At 58.4% G+C, this 14,744-nt stretch carries 12 protein-coding genes; 6 read left to right on the forward strand and 6 right to left on the reverse strand.

Going from position 1 to position 14,744, the window contains the following annotated elements; genetic code table 11:
* Positions 1 to 91: 91 nt before the first annotated feature.
* From Mal15_RS33190 to Mal15_RS33210, 4 genes are all read left to right on the forward strand, one after another.
* Positions 92 to 544, forward strand: a complete 453-nt coding sequence (locus tag Mal15_RS33190) for a response regulator (RefSeq protein WP_147871656.1) — start codon at positions 92 to 94, stop codon at positions 542 to 544.
* Positions 545 to 737: 193 nt separating this feature from the next.
* Complete coding sequence (locus Mal15_RS33195) at positions 738 to 2,408, forward strand: ABC1 kinase family protein (RefSeq protein ID WP_147871657.1); 1,671 nt, start codon at positions 738 to 740, stop codon at positions 2,406 to 2,408.
* A complete protein-coding gene (locus Mal15_RS33200; protein WP_147871658.1) occupies positions 2,408 to 3,631 on the forward strand; it encodes an AI-2E family transporter in 1,224 nt (407 codons plus the stop codon). Before Mal15_RS33195 ends, Mal15_RS33200 begins: the two co-directional genes overlap by 1 nt.
* A gap of 453 nt (positions 3,632 to 4,084) precedes the next feature.
* Positions 4,085 to 4,420 carry a cupin domain-containing protein gene (locus tag Mal15_RS33210; protein WP_147871659.1) on the forward strand — a complete coding sequence of 112 codons (336 nt, stop codon included), beginning with the start codon at positions 4,085 to 4,087 and terminating at the stop codon, positions 4,418 to 4,420.
* A gap of 16 nt (positions 4,421 to 4,436) precedes the next feature.
* Here the strand turns inward: Mal15_RS33210 and Mal15_RS33215 are convergent, their stop codons facing one another.
* The 3 genes from Mal15_RS33215 to Mal15_RS33225 all read right to left on the reverse strand — a co-directional run bounded on the left by Mal15_RS33215 (position 4,437) and on the right by Mal15_RS33225 (position 6,990).
* On the reverse strand, positions 4,437 to 4,895 hold the full coding sequence (locus tag Mal15_RS33215; RefSeq protein ID WP_147871660.1) for a hemerythrin domain-containing protein: 459 nt from the start codon (positions 4,893 to 4,895) through the stop codon (positions 4,437 to 4,439).
* A 673-nt stretch (positions 4,896 to 5,568) separates the two neighbouring features.
* Positions 5,569 to 6,510, reverse strand: coding sequence for a histone deacetylase family protein (locus tag Mal15_RS33220; protein WP_147871661.1), 942 nt, complete (start codon positions 6,508 to 6,510; stop codon positions 5,569 to 5,571).
* Between the two features lie 6 nt (positions 6,511 to 6,516).
* Positions 6,517 to 6,990, reverse strand: a complete 474-nt coding sequence (locus Mal15_RS33225; protein ID WP_147871662.1) for a DUF1579 domain-containing protein — start codon at positions 6,988 to 6,990, stop codon at positions 6,517 to 6,519.
* A 740-nt stretch (positions 6,991 to 7,730) separates the two neighbouring features.
* On the opposite strand from Mal15_RS33225, the gene Mal15_RS33230 reads away from it, so the two are divergent.
* Complete coding sequence (locus tag Mal15_RS33230; RefSeq protein ID WP_167547195.1) at positions 7,731 to 8,495, forward strand: 50S ribosomal L9 C-terminal domain-containing protein; 765 nt, start codon at positions 7,731 to 7,733, stop codon at positions 8,493 to 8,495.
* A gap of 407 nt (positions 8,496 to 8,902) precedes the next feature.
* Here the strand turns inward: Mal15_RS33230 and Mal15_RS34330 are convergent, their stop codons facing one another.
* Positions 8,903 to 10,021, reverse strand: coding sequence for a hypothetical protein (locus Mal15_RS34330; RefSeq protein ID WP_167547196.1), 1,119 nt, complete (start codon positions 10,019 to 10,021; stop codon positions 8,903 to 8,905).
* Between the two features lie 429 nt (positions 10,022 to 10,450).
* On the opposite strand from Mal15_RS34330, the gene Mal15_RS33240 reads away from it, so the two are divergent.
* Positions 10,451 to 11,620, forward strand: coding sequence for a sialidase family protein (locus Mal15_RS33240; protein ID WP_147871664.1), 1,170 nt, complete (start codon positions 10,451 to 10,453; stop codon positions 11,618 to 11,620).
* A 148-nt stretch (positions 11,621 to 11,768) separates the two neighbouring features.
* Here the strand turns inward: Mal15_RS33240 and Mal15_RS33245 are convergent, their stop codons facing one another.
* Both Mal15_RS33245 and Mal15_RS33250 read right to left on the reverse strand, forming a co-directional pair.
* Positions 11,769 to 13,172, reverse strand: coding sequence for a UdgX family uracil-DNA binding protein (locus Mal15_RS33245; RefSeq protein WP_233903186.1), 1,404 nt, complete (start codon positions 13,170 to 13,172; stop codon positions 11,769 to 11,771).
* Positions 13,173 to 13,352: 180 nt separating this feature from the next.
* Positions 13,353 to 14,606 carry a putative DNA modification/repair radical SAM protein gene (locus Mal15_RS33250; protein WP_147871666.1) on the reverse strand — a complete coding sequence of 418 codons (1,254 nt, stop codon included), beginning with the start codon at positions 14,604 to 14,606 and terminating at the stop codon, positions 13,353 to 13,355.
* Positions 14,607 to 14,744 lie beyond the last annotated feature (138 nt).

Raw genomic sequence — 14,744 nt, forward strand, 5'->3', positions numbered from 1 at the left:
ACAACCAAACGGCCTGATCTTGGGGGCGCCCTGATCCTGGGGCAGCGTTGCTGGGGATGATGATTCCAACACTGAAACCCAGGTAAGCCGAATGATTAAGCCGATCCCGTTTCACGGACCCATTCGGTCGCTGACGTCGTTGGGAATGCGAACCGCGCTGATCGTGGATGATGTCCCGGCGATGCGAGCCATCGTCGATCGTGCGGTTCGGCAACTCGACGTCGCGACAATTCAAGCCCGAAATGGCAAAGAAGCCTTCAAGCAGCTTCAGCACCAACGCGTTGATGTGGTGATCACCGACGTCGAAATGCCCCTCTGGAGCGGGTTTGATCTCTTGCAGGCGATCCGTCATTCGCAAGACCGCCGGATACGCGTGTTGCCGGTCATCGTCGTCAGCAGTCTGGATGAACGCACCACCGCGGCAAGGACAAAGCAATTCGCCGGGACGCATTTTTTGTCCAAGCCGATTTCGATTTCACGACTGCGAGTCACGTTGAAACGGATCGCCACTCGCTGCTGGACCCATCAACGCAGTGTTCGCTAATCGACCAGCGTGGTCGGCGTTGCATCAATGAACAGGCGCACGGTCACCGTGCACCGGATTCCAATGGCCGATCGGCGTCATCGGCATAGCGTTTGCTTTTCCGCCAAGGGTTTCCACCCTCGTTGCAAACGGATTTCGTTTCGCGATCGGAGGTCTCTGGCTGTAACCACTGAGCTGTAACCGCTGCTGAGCAATGAACATGCTGACCACGCTGCCTTCTGATAGTCTCCATTACGCCAAGCTTTCTGTGCTGCTGTGGAAGCATGGACGGCGTGACATTGCTGAAAAGCTGGGGTGGACCGAAAAGCTTGACGATGACACCCCATCCGCTCGGCGTTCCAGTGCGACGGCCCGAGAGGCCGCCGAAGAATGTGCCCGCGACATCGAACAACTCGGCACGGCATACATCAAACTGGCCCAGATCGCCAGCACCCGCCACGACATGCTACCACCGGAATATGTCGACGCGTTCGGTCGATTGCAGGATGACGTTGAACCGGTTCCTGTGGAGGAGCTTGAATCGATCTTAGAAGACGGGCTGGGCGCGAAACCCTCGGTCCTGTTTCGATCCTTCGACCGATCACCGCTGGCCACCGCGTCGATCGGACAGGTTCATCGTGCGGTCTTGCGCGACGGACGTGAGGTGGTCGTCAAATTCCGACGTCCCGGAATCGAGCAACAGGCGACCGAGCAGATTGCCAGTCTGAAGCGGTTGGCGGCGACGATCGACGACAAGACGGAAATCGGAAGACAGGTTCGCTTTCGATCGCTCGTCGGCGCGGTCGAATATGCGCTCAGCCGTGAATTAGACTATCGTCAAGAAGCCAATCATCTTCAGCACTTGGCCGAGAACCTGAAATCGTTCCGCCGCATCCGCGTTCCGCAACCGATCGCGCAAATGGTCTGTAGCGACGTGTTGGTGATGGAATATCTCCGCGGTCCGGCGATCAATGCGGTCAGCGGCGTCGTGCTCAATGAGCTGGACACGAGCGGATTGGCGGATGAATTGGTGCGCGCCTACTTGCAACAGATCTTGATCGACGGGTTGTTTCATGCCGATCCACACCCCGGCAACCTGATTCTGCATGATGGCAATCAGATCGGATTGCTCGATGGCGGGATGGTCGTGAACCTGCCGCCGATGTTACGTCGCGAAATCGCCGCGCTGCTGTTGGCATTCAGTGCGGGCGAAGGCGAGCGGGCGGCAACGATCGCAAGCCGCATCGGTCAAACCGAAACGGGATTCGATGCCAAGGCGTTTCGGACTGCGGCGTCACGGGTGGTCGCCGCCGCCGGGGACGGTGCGTTCGATTCGATGTCGCTCGGCCGTACGCTCGTCGAGTTTCTAAAGATCTCCGGGGAACACGGGTTAATCCTGCCTTTCGAAATGATCTTGCTTAGCAAGGCATTTCTGCAACTCGAGACGACACTCGCGCGGCTGAATCCCGATCAAGACGCCAAGGCGATCATTCGCGGCTACACGTTTGAGCTTTTGGTCGATCGTGCGAAGGAACAATTGAGTGTCGGTCAAATCGCAGCGGCGGCCTTGGACTCGGCTACGCTGGCTTCGAACTTGCCGGCACGGCTGAACGAGATCACTCGATTGGCGGCCGAGAATCAACTGCGTCTGGACATCGATGCGATCGACGAAGCGGCACTGATCGCAGGACTGGGGAAGATCGCCAACCGGATCACTTCCGGTCTGATCGTCGCGGCAATGATCGTCGCCGCGTCGCTGATCATGCGCATGCAAACGGGAGCACAACTATTCGGTTACCCGGTGTTAGCGACCGTGTTCTTTTTGATCGCAGCCGTCATCGGTTTGGTGTTGCTGTACAAAGCCACGATCAAGGACGAACGCTGATGTGCGATTCAATGGGAACAGTGGCCGTCCCTCCGGTGTCGGAGGAAACTCCGGAAAATGCGCCGTCGGAGATCGTCGTGGCCACCGAACTTCTCGCCCGCCGCGTCGGTTGGGTCGCGTCTGGAATCTGGTTTTGTGCAGGGCTGTTGTCGATCTACACGCTCTACATCGGCCGCAACCTGTTTATGCCGATCGCCGTTGCGCTGTTCGCGTACCTGACCGTTCGCCCGATGATCCGAGCCTGTTCGCGGTTGGGGATCCCGACGGGGGTGTCTGCCGCGGGAGTGATGATCGGACTGTGTTGCGTTTTGAGCACCGCGATGTATTTGTTGTCCGGCCCAGCGCGAGAGATGCTGCAAGAGGTTCCGCGGTCGATGAAGGAGGTCAAGGTAAAGTTGGCGTTCGTGTTCGATCACCTGGAGACCGTCAACGACGCCACCGAAGACATCTCCCAAGCGGCGGACGAAGAAAGTCTATCGCCGGATGAGAAGCCGGTGCCGGTACAGATCAAACCGACCGCCTGGACGACCACTTCGCCGTTGATCGCGGGGACGGGCAACGCGATGTCGTTTTTCTCGATCGCCGGCGTGCTGCTGTATTTCTTGATGGCAGCCGGTGATGCGTTGATCCGCAACCTGATGTCAGCGTTGCCGACGTTTTCCTCTAAGCGGCGGTTTATCGAAGCGGTGGAAAGTGTCCAGGATGCGCTGAGCAGTTATTTGGCGTGGGTAACACTGATCAACGCCTGTCTGGGGATCACGATCGGCACCGCGATGTGGGTACTCGGCATGCCGTCACCCGTGCTCTGGGGCGTTGCGGCGATGCTGCTGAACTTCGTCCCGATCGTCGGCGCGATGGTCGGCATCGCGTGCGTCTTCTTCGTCGCACTGGTCAATCATGAACACGCTTCTTACGCGTTCATCGTGGCGGGGACCTACGCCACGTTGACGACTTTGGAAGGCCAATTCATCACTCCATCGATCCTGGGGCGGTCGATGAAACTCTCGTCGGTGTTGGTCTTCCTGTCGATCGTGATCTGGGGATGGATGTGGGGCATGATGGGAGTGTTCCTGGCTGTTCCTATCTTGATCGCATTGACGATGATCAGCCAAAAGCTGGATGCGATGTCGCCGATCAATGCGGTGCTCGGAGGCAGCGGCGGCCGGGATCGCGGCAAACCGACGGATGACGATCACTCGCTGGAAACCGCCACCTCGATGTAGCGACACTCACCAGAGCGTGGAAAATCCCCAGAAATCAACGTTCTGGCGATCGTTACCGGTGTTGCACTGTGCCGCGTGCTGGTCGTCGTTCGCTCAAATTGTCGCCCCAGCCGCCATGCCGCTTTTGCAAGTGGCGTGGGTTTCCGCCCGATCGGCGCGTTTGGGAAGCCGCTCGGTGGATCGGCACGGACATTGCAAACCGGGTTCGCCAGTGCGCGGCGACGAGTCACGCAGATCTCACCAATCCATCAGGAAGCAGCTATGAGTCTTGAAACGAAGAAGCAGTACGCCAAGGTCAAAGCAGGGCACGATCAGATTCGAGACCTGCGCGATGCTTGCAAGGCGAAATAGTCGCTTGACGTCGAATCAAACGGTTCGGGTGGGCGTTCGCGTCAGACTTGCGTCTCCCTAAGATTTCTCGGTTTTCTTTCCCAAAAACGCGACAACATACTCATGGACATTCCCCAAATCACACCTCAACGTGACGCCCCGATCGGTGCGATGGGGCAAGAATACCTTGCCTCGGGCAAACAGGTGGCCCTGCGCCGCTGGAGCGAGCAGCCAGGCGATTTCAGTCAACTGCGATGTCGCGACTATGAAATCGTTGGCTATGTGGTCGAAGGGACGCTCCAGGTCGTCATTGACGGTGAAACTGCGACGCTGAACTCGGGTGACTCATGGTTGGTTCCCGAGCGTGCCGACCACCGTTATCGAGTGATCGAACCGGTCGTCGCCATCGAAGCGACCTGCCCGCCGGCACGTTTCAACGACCGCGACGATCCCGCCTGATCGCCGCAGCGACCGCTCAAGTAGATTCTTTCAGCAGGATGCCGATCGAGCGTGTTTCCGTCGATTCGTGTTGTTCCAAGCGATGAATGAACTTCTCCACTTCCTGCATCGCTGCCTGCCACGAACGAAACGGCGGATCGGTTTCGCCGAGACGCTCCAGCAGATCCTCCAAGTGGGCAAGCATCAGCCCATGCTCATTGGTCGACTCGAATCGCAAATGGTCAAATTCCGCAGATGGTTCGACCAAGGAGGACGCAAGCTCGGCGATCATCTCGTCCTCACGCTCGAAGTGCTTGACCAGCCGATCATGCAGGGGCTGCAAACGGGTGGCGGTCTCTCCAAAGCGGGGGATGCCAAGCTGCTCCACTTCATTCATCCAATCACGAAGTTCCCGAAGCGCCGCCTCCATCGCCCGGTCTTCGCTCAGCCAATTCTGATAGAGTTGTGACAGCGGTTCACTGATGTTCAAACTCATTTTGCCAACCATTGATGGGGACTGTCGGATTCCGTGAGGGGTTCCGTCCTGATCTGTTTCGACGTTGCCCTGTGTCAAACAGCACATGCAGCAACCACGGCAACACGTATGCCAATGTGAGCCTGTCTCGATGGGGTGAATTGCGCCCGATCCTTGTCCGCGTCGCGGGCGGCAGACATGGCGATCAACCTACGCTCAAAGCGAACAAATTGGCACGTCAAATGCTTGCAGCGATTGGATCATTTTGTTGTTCGATGGCGACCGCGTTCGTCGATGATCGATGTGTTGGCGTCTAGAAACCATCGCGACAGCTTACGGGGTGTTCGATGCCGTTAACTTGTTCTCAGCTGCATCCGAAGCGTCGGTAGCGCGTGTTGAGCCGAACGTCAAAAAACTTAAGAAGTTGCGGATGTGGCTTTTGAAGTCTAGGACTTCGGCTCGACACTGTGACAAATCAGCACGCTTAGGATGTCGCAGAATGACGCAGACGCATGGATTATCATGGCGATCGGTGGGTTCGCTCAGGTCGTCGTTGCTGGACACGACGCCTCGGCAACCGCTCGGGCCCTTCGTATCAGCATTGGCTTTGGCTTCGGCGGCTTCGATCTGGAATGCTGCGTTGGCCTGGAAACCGTGACCGTTTGCGTTGCGGTCAACAGGACGATCGCGGCCGCTAGTTTTGTCGATCGGCCAACAGAGTTTCCAAGTGAATTGTGACGCAATCGGTCAGGGCGTGTGGGTTGTATCCGCCTTCCAGAACGCTGACCAATTTGCCGCCGGCATGTTGATCGGCGACTTCCATCAGACACCGTGTCAGAGTCCCGAAATCTTCGCTCTCCAGCCCCAAAGAACCGATCGGGTCATTCTTGTGAGCGTCAAACCCGGCGCTGACGAGAACCAGTTGAGGCTTGATCGTCGCGGCAAAGTCGTTGACGTAGCGTTCGAAGGTCTGCAGGAGCTTTTCGCGTGATGTCCCGAATTTGATCGGCAGGTTGAGTGTCGTTCCGGTACCGGGTCCGGCTCCGATTTCGTCCGCCGCACCTGTTCCTGGATAGAAGGGGAATCGGTGCATCGAAAAGAAACCGACGTCGGCCGCCTCCCAAAACATTGCTTGGGTTCCATTGCCGTGGTGGACGTCGAAGTCGACGATTAGCACCCGATCGAGTCCTAGCTCTTGTGTTGCGACACGTGCGCCGACCGCGATGTTGTTGAACAAGCAGAATCCCATCGCGTGATCCGGCATCGCGTGGTGACCCGGTGGGCGAATCAGGCACAGCGCGGTGGTGTCTTGTCCGCCGACCACGCGGACCACCGCATCGCAGATCGCCCCGGCCCCAATCCGCGCGACTTCGTAGCTCCGCGGGTTAACGACCGTGTCGGGTTCGATGTAGCCGCCACCGCTGGCGGCAAACTGCTGGATCAACTCGACGTAGGGCGGTGTGTGCACGTAATGCAGCCGTTCCGGCGTTGCCGGCTCCCAGGCGGGCCGATTGCAGCTGGTGTCCAAGGCGACAAAGTTCAAATGACGGACCACCGGAAGGATGCGGTCGCCGTTTTCCGGGTGGTCTCCCGTGACATGTTCTTGAAAGGCCGGGTCGTAGTAAAGCAAGGTCATTGGGGATCAAACGCGGGTGTGTGTGCCGGTCATGAATCGCACCCAGTTGCCCTCGTCGTCTTGCAACGCGCTCGTCATCAGCCAACGATCGGAGGCCGCAATTTCGATGGTGTCGCGATAGTCACAGGTCCCCTTGCCGTCGAAGCGTGGACCGACGGTATCGAGCACCAGTCGGTTGCCGCCGGCCTCGCGCTGGCCGCTGTACTGCCAGAGGTTGGCCATCATCGACCCGACGAACGTGCCGACGTATTGGTATTGTGACGGGTCATAACCGAGTGTCATGATCGACGACCAAGGGCCGCTTTCGGGTGCATCGCCGCTGCTTTCGCAGACCAGCCAGAGCCCACCGAGGGAGCGACACGTCATTTTGCCTTCGGTCTTCGATGTGTTCCCGTCGGGCATTTGGCAGTCGTGTTCAAACTTCCAATCGCCGATCAATTGATCCAACCAGGCGTGCTCAGATTGCGGTTTGGCAAACATTCTCGATGTCCAGACGATTTGTTGGGGTAAAGGGTGGAAAGAACTGCCACATGCAGGACAGCCGATCCCGACCGATTGTTTCCCGAAAGTCGATTCCGTGTGCCCGAATTCGACACGAAAACCGGGAAATTTTCGAAATTCCTCCCCGCATCATCCGCTCCAAAACCCCAATCCAATGCGCGCTCAAACTCGTTCCCCGCGCTCGCCTGGCGGCCGCCCACCGGGGTCCGCCCACCGGGGTCTGTCCCCACATGGCACGCCCACCGGGGTCTGTCCCTGTTTGGGCGCGACGTGATCGGGGTCCGACGTGATCGGGGTCTGTCCCCGGCTCGCGCTAACCTGGGGTCCGCGTCCACCTGGGGTGTGTCCCCATTTGCGCGACGTGATCGGGGTCTGTCCCCGGCTCGCGCTTACCTGGGGTCCGCGTCCACCCGGGGTGTGTCCCCATTTGGGCGCGACGGTTCAAAGTGATGGCACGCCAGGGGTCTGTCCCCGCGCGACTGGGGGCCGTGACCGGGGTCCGTCCGCGTCTTCACCCGGGGGCTGTCCCCACGCACGCCCATCCGTGACCGGGATCTGTCCCCGCATATCGCCGTCCCCGCATATCGCCGTCCCCGCATATCGCCCCGTCCTTTTTCATCGCACCGTCGGAACAATCGAGAGGAATCAAGACACGCTATAATTTGGCAAGTCGTCCGATTGCGGTCATTGTCGATTCCGACCGCCAAATGGAGGTCACCATGATCGGTTGGCTTAAGTCATTGTTCGCCAGCGAGAAACGGAGCGATCCGGAACCAGACGACTTGTGGAACGCCATGGAATCGATGGATCCGCGAAATTCCCTCGCTCGGCTTCACCAATTGAAATTGGACTCGGAGCAATTCCCGGTCGTCAAAGGATTGCTCGACGGTACGCTTTCTCCGGCGGATTGCCCAGGCGTCACCGACTGGTGTCAATCCGAAGCGGTGGCCCCGACTGGCATGGACGGGCTCGCCTTTGCCCTACAACTTGCACTGAGGAGCTCCCGCACAACCTACGTCATTCCGAAAGGTCAGAGTGTTCCAGCCGCAGTGCTGCCAAAATATGTCAGTCGCGGCCAGCTGACGATTGTCGTCAGCTACCTGGGCGGCACGCCGGTGATCATCACATCGCTGGATGAGTATCTTTCGAGCAACAGCCTCGTTGACTTCTCCTTGGAAACGCTAACGCCGTCAAAGTTGCGTCGGCGACTACCGAGTCAGCCGACGACCGTGCGAGATCGTGACGTCACTTCAAGCGTCACAATCGCGAAACGTATCAACGAACAGGATCGTCTAGTGGAACCGCTGGCGGTGAAGGAGTTGGTCGACGCGATCAACCAAGAACTCGGCTACGATTTGACAGCGGACCAGCTACCGGAGGATTTACGCCCCATCGATCAGTTGGGTCTCTATAGTCTTGATGTTCAAATCGATCACTCGACCAAAAAGAAAATCAAGGTCTGGGTTGTTCCATCCGTGGATTAGACCGAAATGCGACAGGTGTGTCCGCAGCAGTGTCTCTCGGGCCAGTATTTCCCGAGTCTGTCCCCGGTGAACTTGACGCGTGTGCAAGGATGGAGCTCCGGAATCGGGTTCTCGAAGGGCTCGTGGCCGATGCGGTTGAGCGAACCGGCTCGGGCAAGATGGTTTGGGCGTGAACGCGGCCAAGTCCTTAGGTGCCGGATTGGTCTAGAAGATGTCGAAAGGATCCTGTCCATCCTTCTCCCTGCCGCAGCAATGAGGCTGTGGCGATGAATGCGAATGGGGGATAGATCGCGAAACTGGATTCGCGACACCGCTCAGGTTACTGTCAGTACCTCCGAAATCCTTCTTTCGATGGACTTCTGCATTGCGACGCTCCCAGCTTTTGCGTGATGGTTGACACACCGTACTTAAGCCGCCTGCCCAAACAAGACGCGGGTCTGTTTCGGGACATAAAAACGTCGTCCGGTCTGTTTGGTCCGCTCGGAATCGATATGCTCCGGTCGGCCGGCGATGGTGGAAAAGAGCTCACCGAAGTTTGCGACCAGCGACAACCAAACGGTCGGCGATAGACCGAGGCGTTCAAGAATCGGAGGGAGATCGCTCGGCGTCTGGCCTGGTTTGCCTCGGGCCAAGTTGCGTGCACTCCAGTCTAATAGCTCCAAGTAGTGCTCCTCGCTCATCGGCAGGAAACCTTTATCACTACAGCGGCCGCCCGCCTTGTTCGGCTGGGGGCCCACCGCGCCTGTCGCTTCGTGGAGATTGATGGGTGAAAGAAAGCTATCCGCTCGTTTTTCTTGGTTGGCGGGTTTTGGCGCCGCGCCGTTTGGCGATTGGTCATCAGACGCCGCCGTCGGCGTATCTTGTTGGGGTTGCTCGGGTGGCCGCACCGATTCGGCGCGACGTTGTGCCGACGTATGGTCACTCATTTCAACTGTTTCTGCGATGCACGCGCGGATCAAATTCAAATCGACATAGACAGAACACGCCAAAACCGATTCCTCGTCAATCAGTGGAACAGCTGTAAATCGTTCTTCGAAGAAATGCCCCTTCACGCCATCTTCCTTGTTGGCACGCTGAGCGATTCGCTGATTCAAAAGACGCATCCACCACGAAAGATCGCTCAGTCGCCGCCGAATCTCGGTAACTTTTTGGGGAGCATTTCGGATGCGATCAAGCTCTGGCTGTGATGGTGGCATGGGATCGCCCTGGTCATCCTTACGAACCGGGCAGATCATCAGCCAACGCCGCGCCACTTCGCTGTCATCCCACGTTCTGACAACGTCGGGGCGAGATCGCAGCATCAGGTGGAAGTGATTCGACAGGATCGAAAAGGAGAGTAAGTCGATTCCAAAGGAGGCCGCGAATCGCACAAGCAGTTCTTCGATCCAGGCTTTGCGGTAACCGAGGTCATTGCCAGAGATTGGGTCTTTGCCGAAGAACCACCACGACCGGTTGGTTCGGCTGACCGCGTGGAAGATTTGAACGTCGCTCGGATCGACGAATTCGGAACGGTTTGATCTTGCCATCGCAGAGTCTCCCCCAACTCGTTTCTGGAAACTTCCGCGGGCATGAGGATCTTTCTCATCCATTCGCGGCGACAAAACGAGTAATCGTGCTACTCTGCCTGACTGCCGTCATTCCACCCGATTGGAGACGTAAAGTCAAGGAAAAAATCGTGCTTCGCTCCACGCGGGGTCTGTCCCCACACCTGATACCCACCACACGGGGTCTGTCCCCGGTGGAGAGATTCCACACGTGAGTGTGATCCGGGGTCTGTCCCCAGGGTCCGAGATCGGGTCTGTCCCCATGCCCACGAATCCAGGTCCGGCGCATAGACCGGGGTCTGTCCCCGGGTGGGGAGCGGATTTGGTAGGGTGGGCGGCGGTGGGGGCTTGGGTTGATGGTTGAATACGTGTTGCTGGTGGTGCAGCGGGAGTCCAATGTTGGAGTTTTCGATGAAGTGGTTGGTTTTTATTGGGGCGGTCATCATGGTGTCCGTGACCAGTGTGGTGGTTGCCGAGGAAGCGGCCCGGCAGGCGGTGGTGCTTCGACTGCCGCCCACGCCTTCGAACCCTCGTAATAGTGAAGGTGATTTCGTGCGGCTAAATGATGGCCGGATCCTGTTCGTCTATACACATTTCACCGGTGGCGGTGGCGATCATTCCACGGCGCATCTGGCCGGTCGCTTCTCCTCCGACGACGGCAGGACTTGGGATGACGCCGACACATTGATCCTGGAAAACAACGCCACGCAAAACATCATGTCGGTGTCGCTGCTGCGGCTGGCCGACGACCGCATCGCGATGTTTTACCTCCGAAAACAGTCGCTGCAGGATTGCCGGCCGGTGGTCCGATTCAGTGATGACGAGGCGAAGACGTGGACTGTGCCGACCGAGATCATCCCTGATTCGGAAGTCGGTTACTACGTCCTGAACAACGACCGCGTGATCCAACTACACAATGCCCAAGAATACAACGCCCAACAACACAACGGACGCCTGGTCGTTCCGGTCGCCCTGCATCACACGCCGGATCAAGAAAAACCGGATTGGACCGGCCGCGTGATGTGCTATCTGAGCGATGATGCCGGAAAGTCCTGGCAACGAAGCAAGACCACCATGCAGGCCCACGATCCTAACACCGGCCGACGTCTGGTCGCCCAAGAACCGGGCGTCGTCCAGCTTCACGATGACCGCGTGATGATGTTCGTCCGCTCCAACGCCGGAAGCCAGTTGTTCAGCCATTCGCACGACGGCGGTGACACGTGGTCGCCACTGACCCCGTCGACGCTTCAATCTCCGACCTCCCCGGCGACCATCGAACGCATCCCCGAAAGCGACTCGCTGGTCTGCGTCTGGAACGATCACGCGAACATCACGCCCGAACTGCGGGGGAAACGGACGCCGCTTTCCTTGGCCACCAGCAGCGACGGGGGAGCGACCTGGAGTCCTTCGATCACCCTCTTCGACAATCCCGACGGATGGTACTGCTACACCGCCCTCGAGTTCACGCCGGACGCCGTCCTGCTGGGACACTGCGCCGGTGATCGCACCAAGAACAACGGCCTGGCCGAATCCCAGATCACACGCCTCCCGTGGAGCATTCTCGGCGAGCTGCGCCCGTGAGGGCACGGTGTCCTGTCACGTCGGCGAGGGTCGGGAGAGGGATGGCAGAATAATACGGGGCAGAATGATGAGGTGCGCGCTGGCTGGCGCCATATGGCGGGTCGTCAGGAACGACAGTGCTAGGCAGACAATCTCCACCGGTGTCGGTTCAGTGTGAAGCGTTGTTGGCGCGGACCAAATCGTCGAAGAGTTGTTGTTCCATTTCGGACTTCCTCGCCTGGTCGGGCATCCGCAAGATCGCGGAGGGGTGCCAGGTCGCAATCGTGCGCTCGCACCAATCGGTCGCGATCAACTTGCCGCGGCCCTTGGAGATCTGAAAGTCACGCCCAAAGAGCGATTGCGCCGCCGTCGCTCCCAGGCAGACAATCACCTGCGGCTGAATCAGTGCCAACTCGGCTTCCAACCATGGCCGGCACGCAAACACCTCGCGCACGTTCGGTTTCTGGTGCAGTCGACGTATTCCGCGAGCACCCGTCGCCTCGGTGAAATTAAAGTGCTTGACGACATTCGTGACATAAATCGCGTCGCGTCGGATCCCGGCCCGCTGCAACGCCTGGTCGAGCAACTTGCCGGCGGGACCGACGAAGGGGCGGCCTTGCCGGTCTTCCTGGTCGCCCGGTTGCTCTCCGACCAGCACGAGGCGAGCATCGGATGGCCCTTCACCGAAAACCGGTTGCGTCGCATGCCGATGAAGATCGCACGCTTGGCAACGTTGAATCGCTTCACTTAAAGACACCAACTCCACACGCTCCGGCATGTAATGCATCGCCGTCTCGGCAAAGCCCTCCTGCCGATCGATCATCGATTCCACTCGATCGGGCGCCTGTTTCAAAAGATCATCGATCAACGCGGTTTCAGGCAACGTCGGCCAATGACGTACCGGCATCTCGCGCTTCATCGTGGCGACTTTCACGCGAGCCGGATTGAAGATCGATGCATAATACGTTTTCCACAGTTCCTCGAGAGCATCGGCATCGGGCGCTTCGCTGACCGGAACACCGGGACCGTACTGCAAGGCCGACTGGTCCCAAGTCACCGATTCGTCCGGCGTGAGAATCGACCACGTCATCCCGCTGAATCGCCGGCTGAAGAACGGGGCGACCAATTGGACGATGCGATGATCGGGCCTGTGCCATGCGACGTAGTTTTCCTGGCCGCTGGCATCGATCACCCGACGAAACCGCACGAACGCCTTCATCTTATGGACGTCTCGCGTGACCGATTTCCGCATCTTCATCAACGCGTCAACATCATCGTCGGTGGTGATTTTCATCAGCTGAGGTTTACCATGGGCCAGTCGCCACAATGTTCGATAAAGTAAACTCCAACGCGCGGCGTCCCGGTGACAGGCGACGGTCTTGGCAAGATCCAGAAACGATTTTGGAACCGTGAACGTGTGCTGCGTCGTGACCAACGTTGTATCGTCGACATCCGAATCGAATAAAGCAAGTTGCTGGTCGTCGGCCGTCCAACTGACCTGTTCCGGCGGCACGTCGGCCATAAGCAGTCGTCGCGCCGCGGATCGCCATTGGTCGAACGTCTGGACCGTCATGAACTGCATGTAGAAGCCTATGCGCGCGAGTCGAACTGGACAGCGCAAGATTGCGGAAGAAGCATCGCGAAACTCAGGTCAAACGTAGCTACCTTCGCCAGAAGATGGATTCCCGGGGCGCTCCACACTCTGGCGAGCGTAGCTACGTCAAACTTGTGTTGTCCGGCCAATCGGATGCTCCTATACCTCGCCCGTCCTTGCGGATTGACCGGTGTCAAACAGCATCAGCTGCTTGTGTTTCGGTTTCGCGCGGTCGCGAAGGTCGACCTTGTCCAGATCGGCGAGTTGGGGATTGTGATCTGCGGTCAATACAAAGTACTTGGCTCGGTTCCAAGCCACACGCAACTTTTTAAGATCGTCGGTCTGCAAGCTCTTATAGCGACGAATGCTCAGGATGCGTTTCACGTTTTTAGCGCCGATCCCCGGGATTCGCAACAACTCTTCACGTCCGGCTCGGTTCACGTTGACCGGAAAGAAATGTCGGTTCGCCAAAGCCCACGCGAGTTTCGGGTCGATATCCAACGCAAGGTTCTGATCCGCCTCCGTGACGATCTCACCTGCGTCAAAGCCATAGAACCGCATCAACCAATCCGCTTGATAAAGCCGATGTTCGCGGACCAGCGGCGGGGATTGTCCGGGCAAGCGGGCATCGGCGTGCGGGATAGGACTGTATGCCGAATAGTAAACGCGACGCAGGTTGTGGCCATCGTAAAGCTGCGACGCCGTGTTCAAAATTGCGACGTCCGGCGTCTCGGTCGCACCGACGATCATTTGCGTGCTTTGTCCGGCCGGCGCAAAGCGTGGCGGGTGCATGCCCGATTTCTGATCCGCTTTGGTTTCATCGATCTTTTGTCGGATGCCTTGCATCGCGTCGACGATTTGCGTCTTCTTCTTTTCAGGGGCGAGCGTGTGAAGGTCGCTTTCGGTCGGAAGTTCGATGTTGACGCTCAAACGATCCGCCCAGACGCCCGCTTCGTCGATCAGACTCTGTGACGCGTTGGGGATCGTCTTCAGATGGATGTAGCCGCCGTATTGCTGCTCGGTCCGCAGCTTCTTGGCGACCGAAACCAACTGCTCCATCGTGTAATCCGACGTCTGGATGATACCGGAACTGAGGAACAGTCCTTCGATGTAGTTGCGCTTGTAGAACTCCATCGTCAACGAGACCACTTCATCGACCGTGAACCGGGCACGCGGTGTGTCGCTGGAGATTCGGTTGACACAGTACTGGCAGTCGTAAATGCAGTAGTTGGTCAGCAGGATCTTCAGCAGTGAAACACAGCGACCGTCGGGCGTGTAGCTGTGACAGATGCCCATCCCTTCGGTGCTGCCGACCGTGCTGCCGGCGCGCGTCGACTTGGAGCCGCTGCTGGCGCAGGACGCATCGTATTTGGCCGCGTCGGCAAGGACGGCTAGTTTTTCACGAACATCCATTAACGCGTCGGAGGCACCGGAGATGAGAGTCGAAGGGGAGCATGACAGTCGTCGTCTACCGCAGCGTAGTTTTCGATCGGACAGGACAGTCGCCGTCCTCTCCGAGGTCGGCACGGGGCAAAGCGTTGTTTCTCGGAT

The sequence above is a fragment of the Stieleria maiorica genome, assembly GCF_008035925.1.
GTDB lineage: Bacteria > Planctomycetota > Planctomycetia > Pirellulales > Pirellulaceae > Stieleria > Stieleria maiorica.

Excerpts from the sequence above, each read along its gene's own strand:
- Mal15_RS34330 (WP_167547196.1), bottom strand. The coding sequence starts at position 10,021 with ATGGCAAGATCAAACCGTTCCGAATTCGTCGATCCGAGCGACGTTCAA.
- Mal15_RS33200 (WP_147871658.1), top strand. The coding sequence starts at position 2,408 with ATGTGCGATTCAATGGGAACAGTGGCCGTCCCTCCGGTGTCGGAGGAA.
- Mal15_RS33220 (WP_147871661.1), bottom strand. The coding sequence starts at position 6,510 with ATGACCTTGCTTTACTACGACCCGGCCTTTCAAGAACATGTCACGGGA.
- Mal15_RS33230 (WP_167547195.1), top strand. The coding sequence starts at position 7,731 with ATGATCGGTTGGCTTAAGTCATTGTTCGCCAGCGAGAAACGGAGCGAT.
- Mal15_RS33210 (WP_147871659.1), top strand. The coding sequence starts at position 4,085 with ATGGACATTCCCCAAATCACACCTCAACGTGACGCCCCGATCGGTGCG.
- Mal15_RS33195 (WP_147871657.1), top strand. The coding sequence starts at position 738 with ATGAACATGCTGACCACGCTGCCTTCTGATAGTCTCCATTACGCCAAG.
- Mal15_RS33215 (WP_147871660.1), bottom strand. The coding sequence starts at position 4,895 with ATGAGTTTGAACATCAGTGAACCGCTGTCACAACTCTATCAGAATTGG.
- Mal15_RS33240 (WP_147871664.1), top strand. The coding sequence starts at position 10,451 with ATGAAGTGGTTGGTTTTTATTGGGGCGGTCATCATGGTGTCCGTGACC.
- Mal15_RS33225 (WP_147871662.1), bottom strand. The coding sequence starts at position 6,990 with ATGTTTGCCAAACCGCAATCTGAGCACGCCTGGTTGGATCAATTGATC.
- Mal15_RS33245 (WP_233903186.1), bottom strand. The coding sequence starts at position 13,172 with ATGACGGTCCAGACGTTCGACCAATGGCGATCCGCGGCGCGACGACTG.
- Mal15_RS33190 (WP_147871656.1), top strand. The coding sequence starts at position 92 with ATGATTAAGCCGATCCCGTTTCACGGACCCATTCGGTCGCTGACGTCG.
- Mal15_RS33250 (WP_147871666.1), bottom strand. The coding sequence starts at position 14,606 with ATGGATGTTCGTGAAAAACTAGCCGTCCTTGCCGACGCGGCCAAATAC.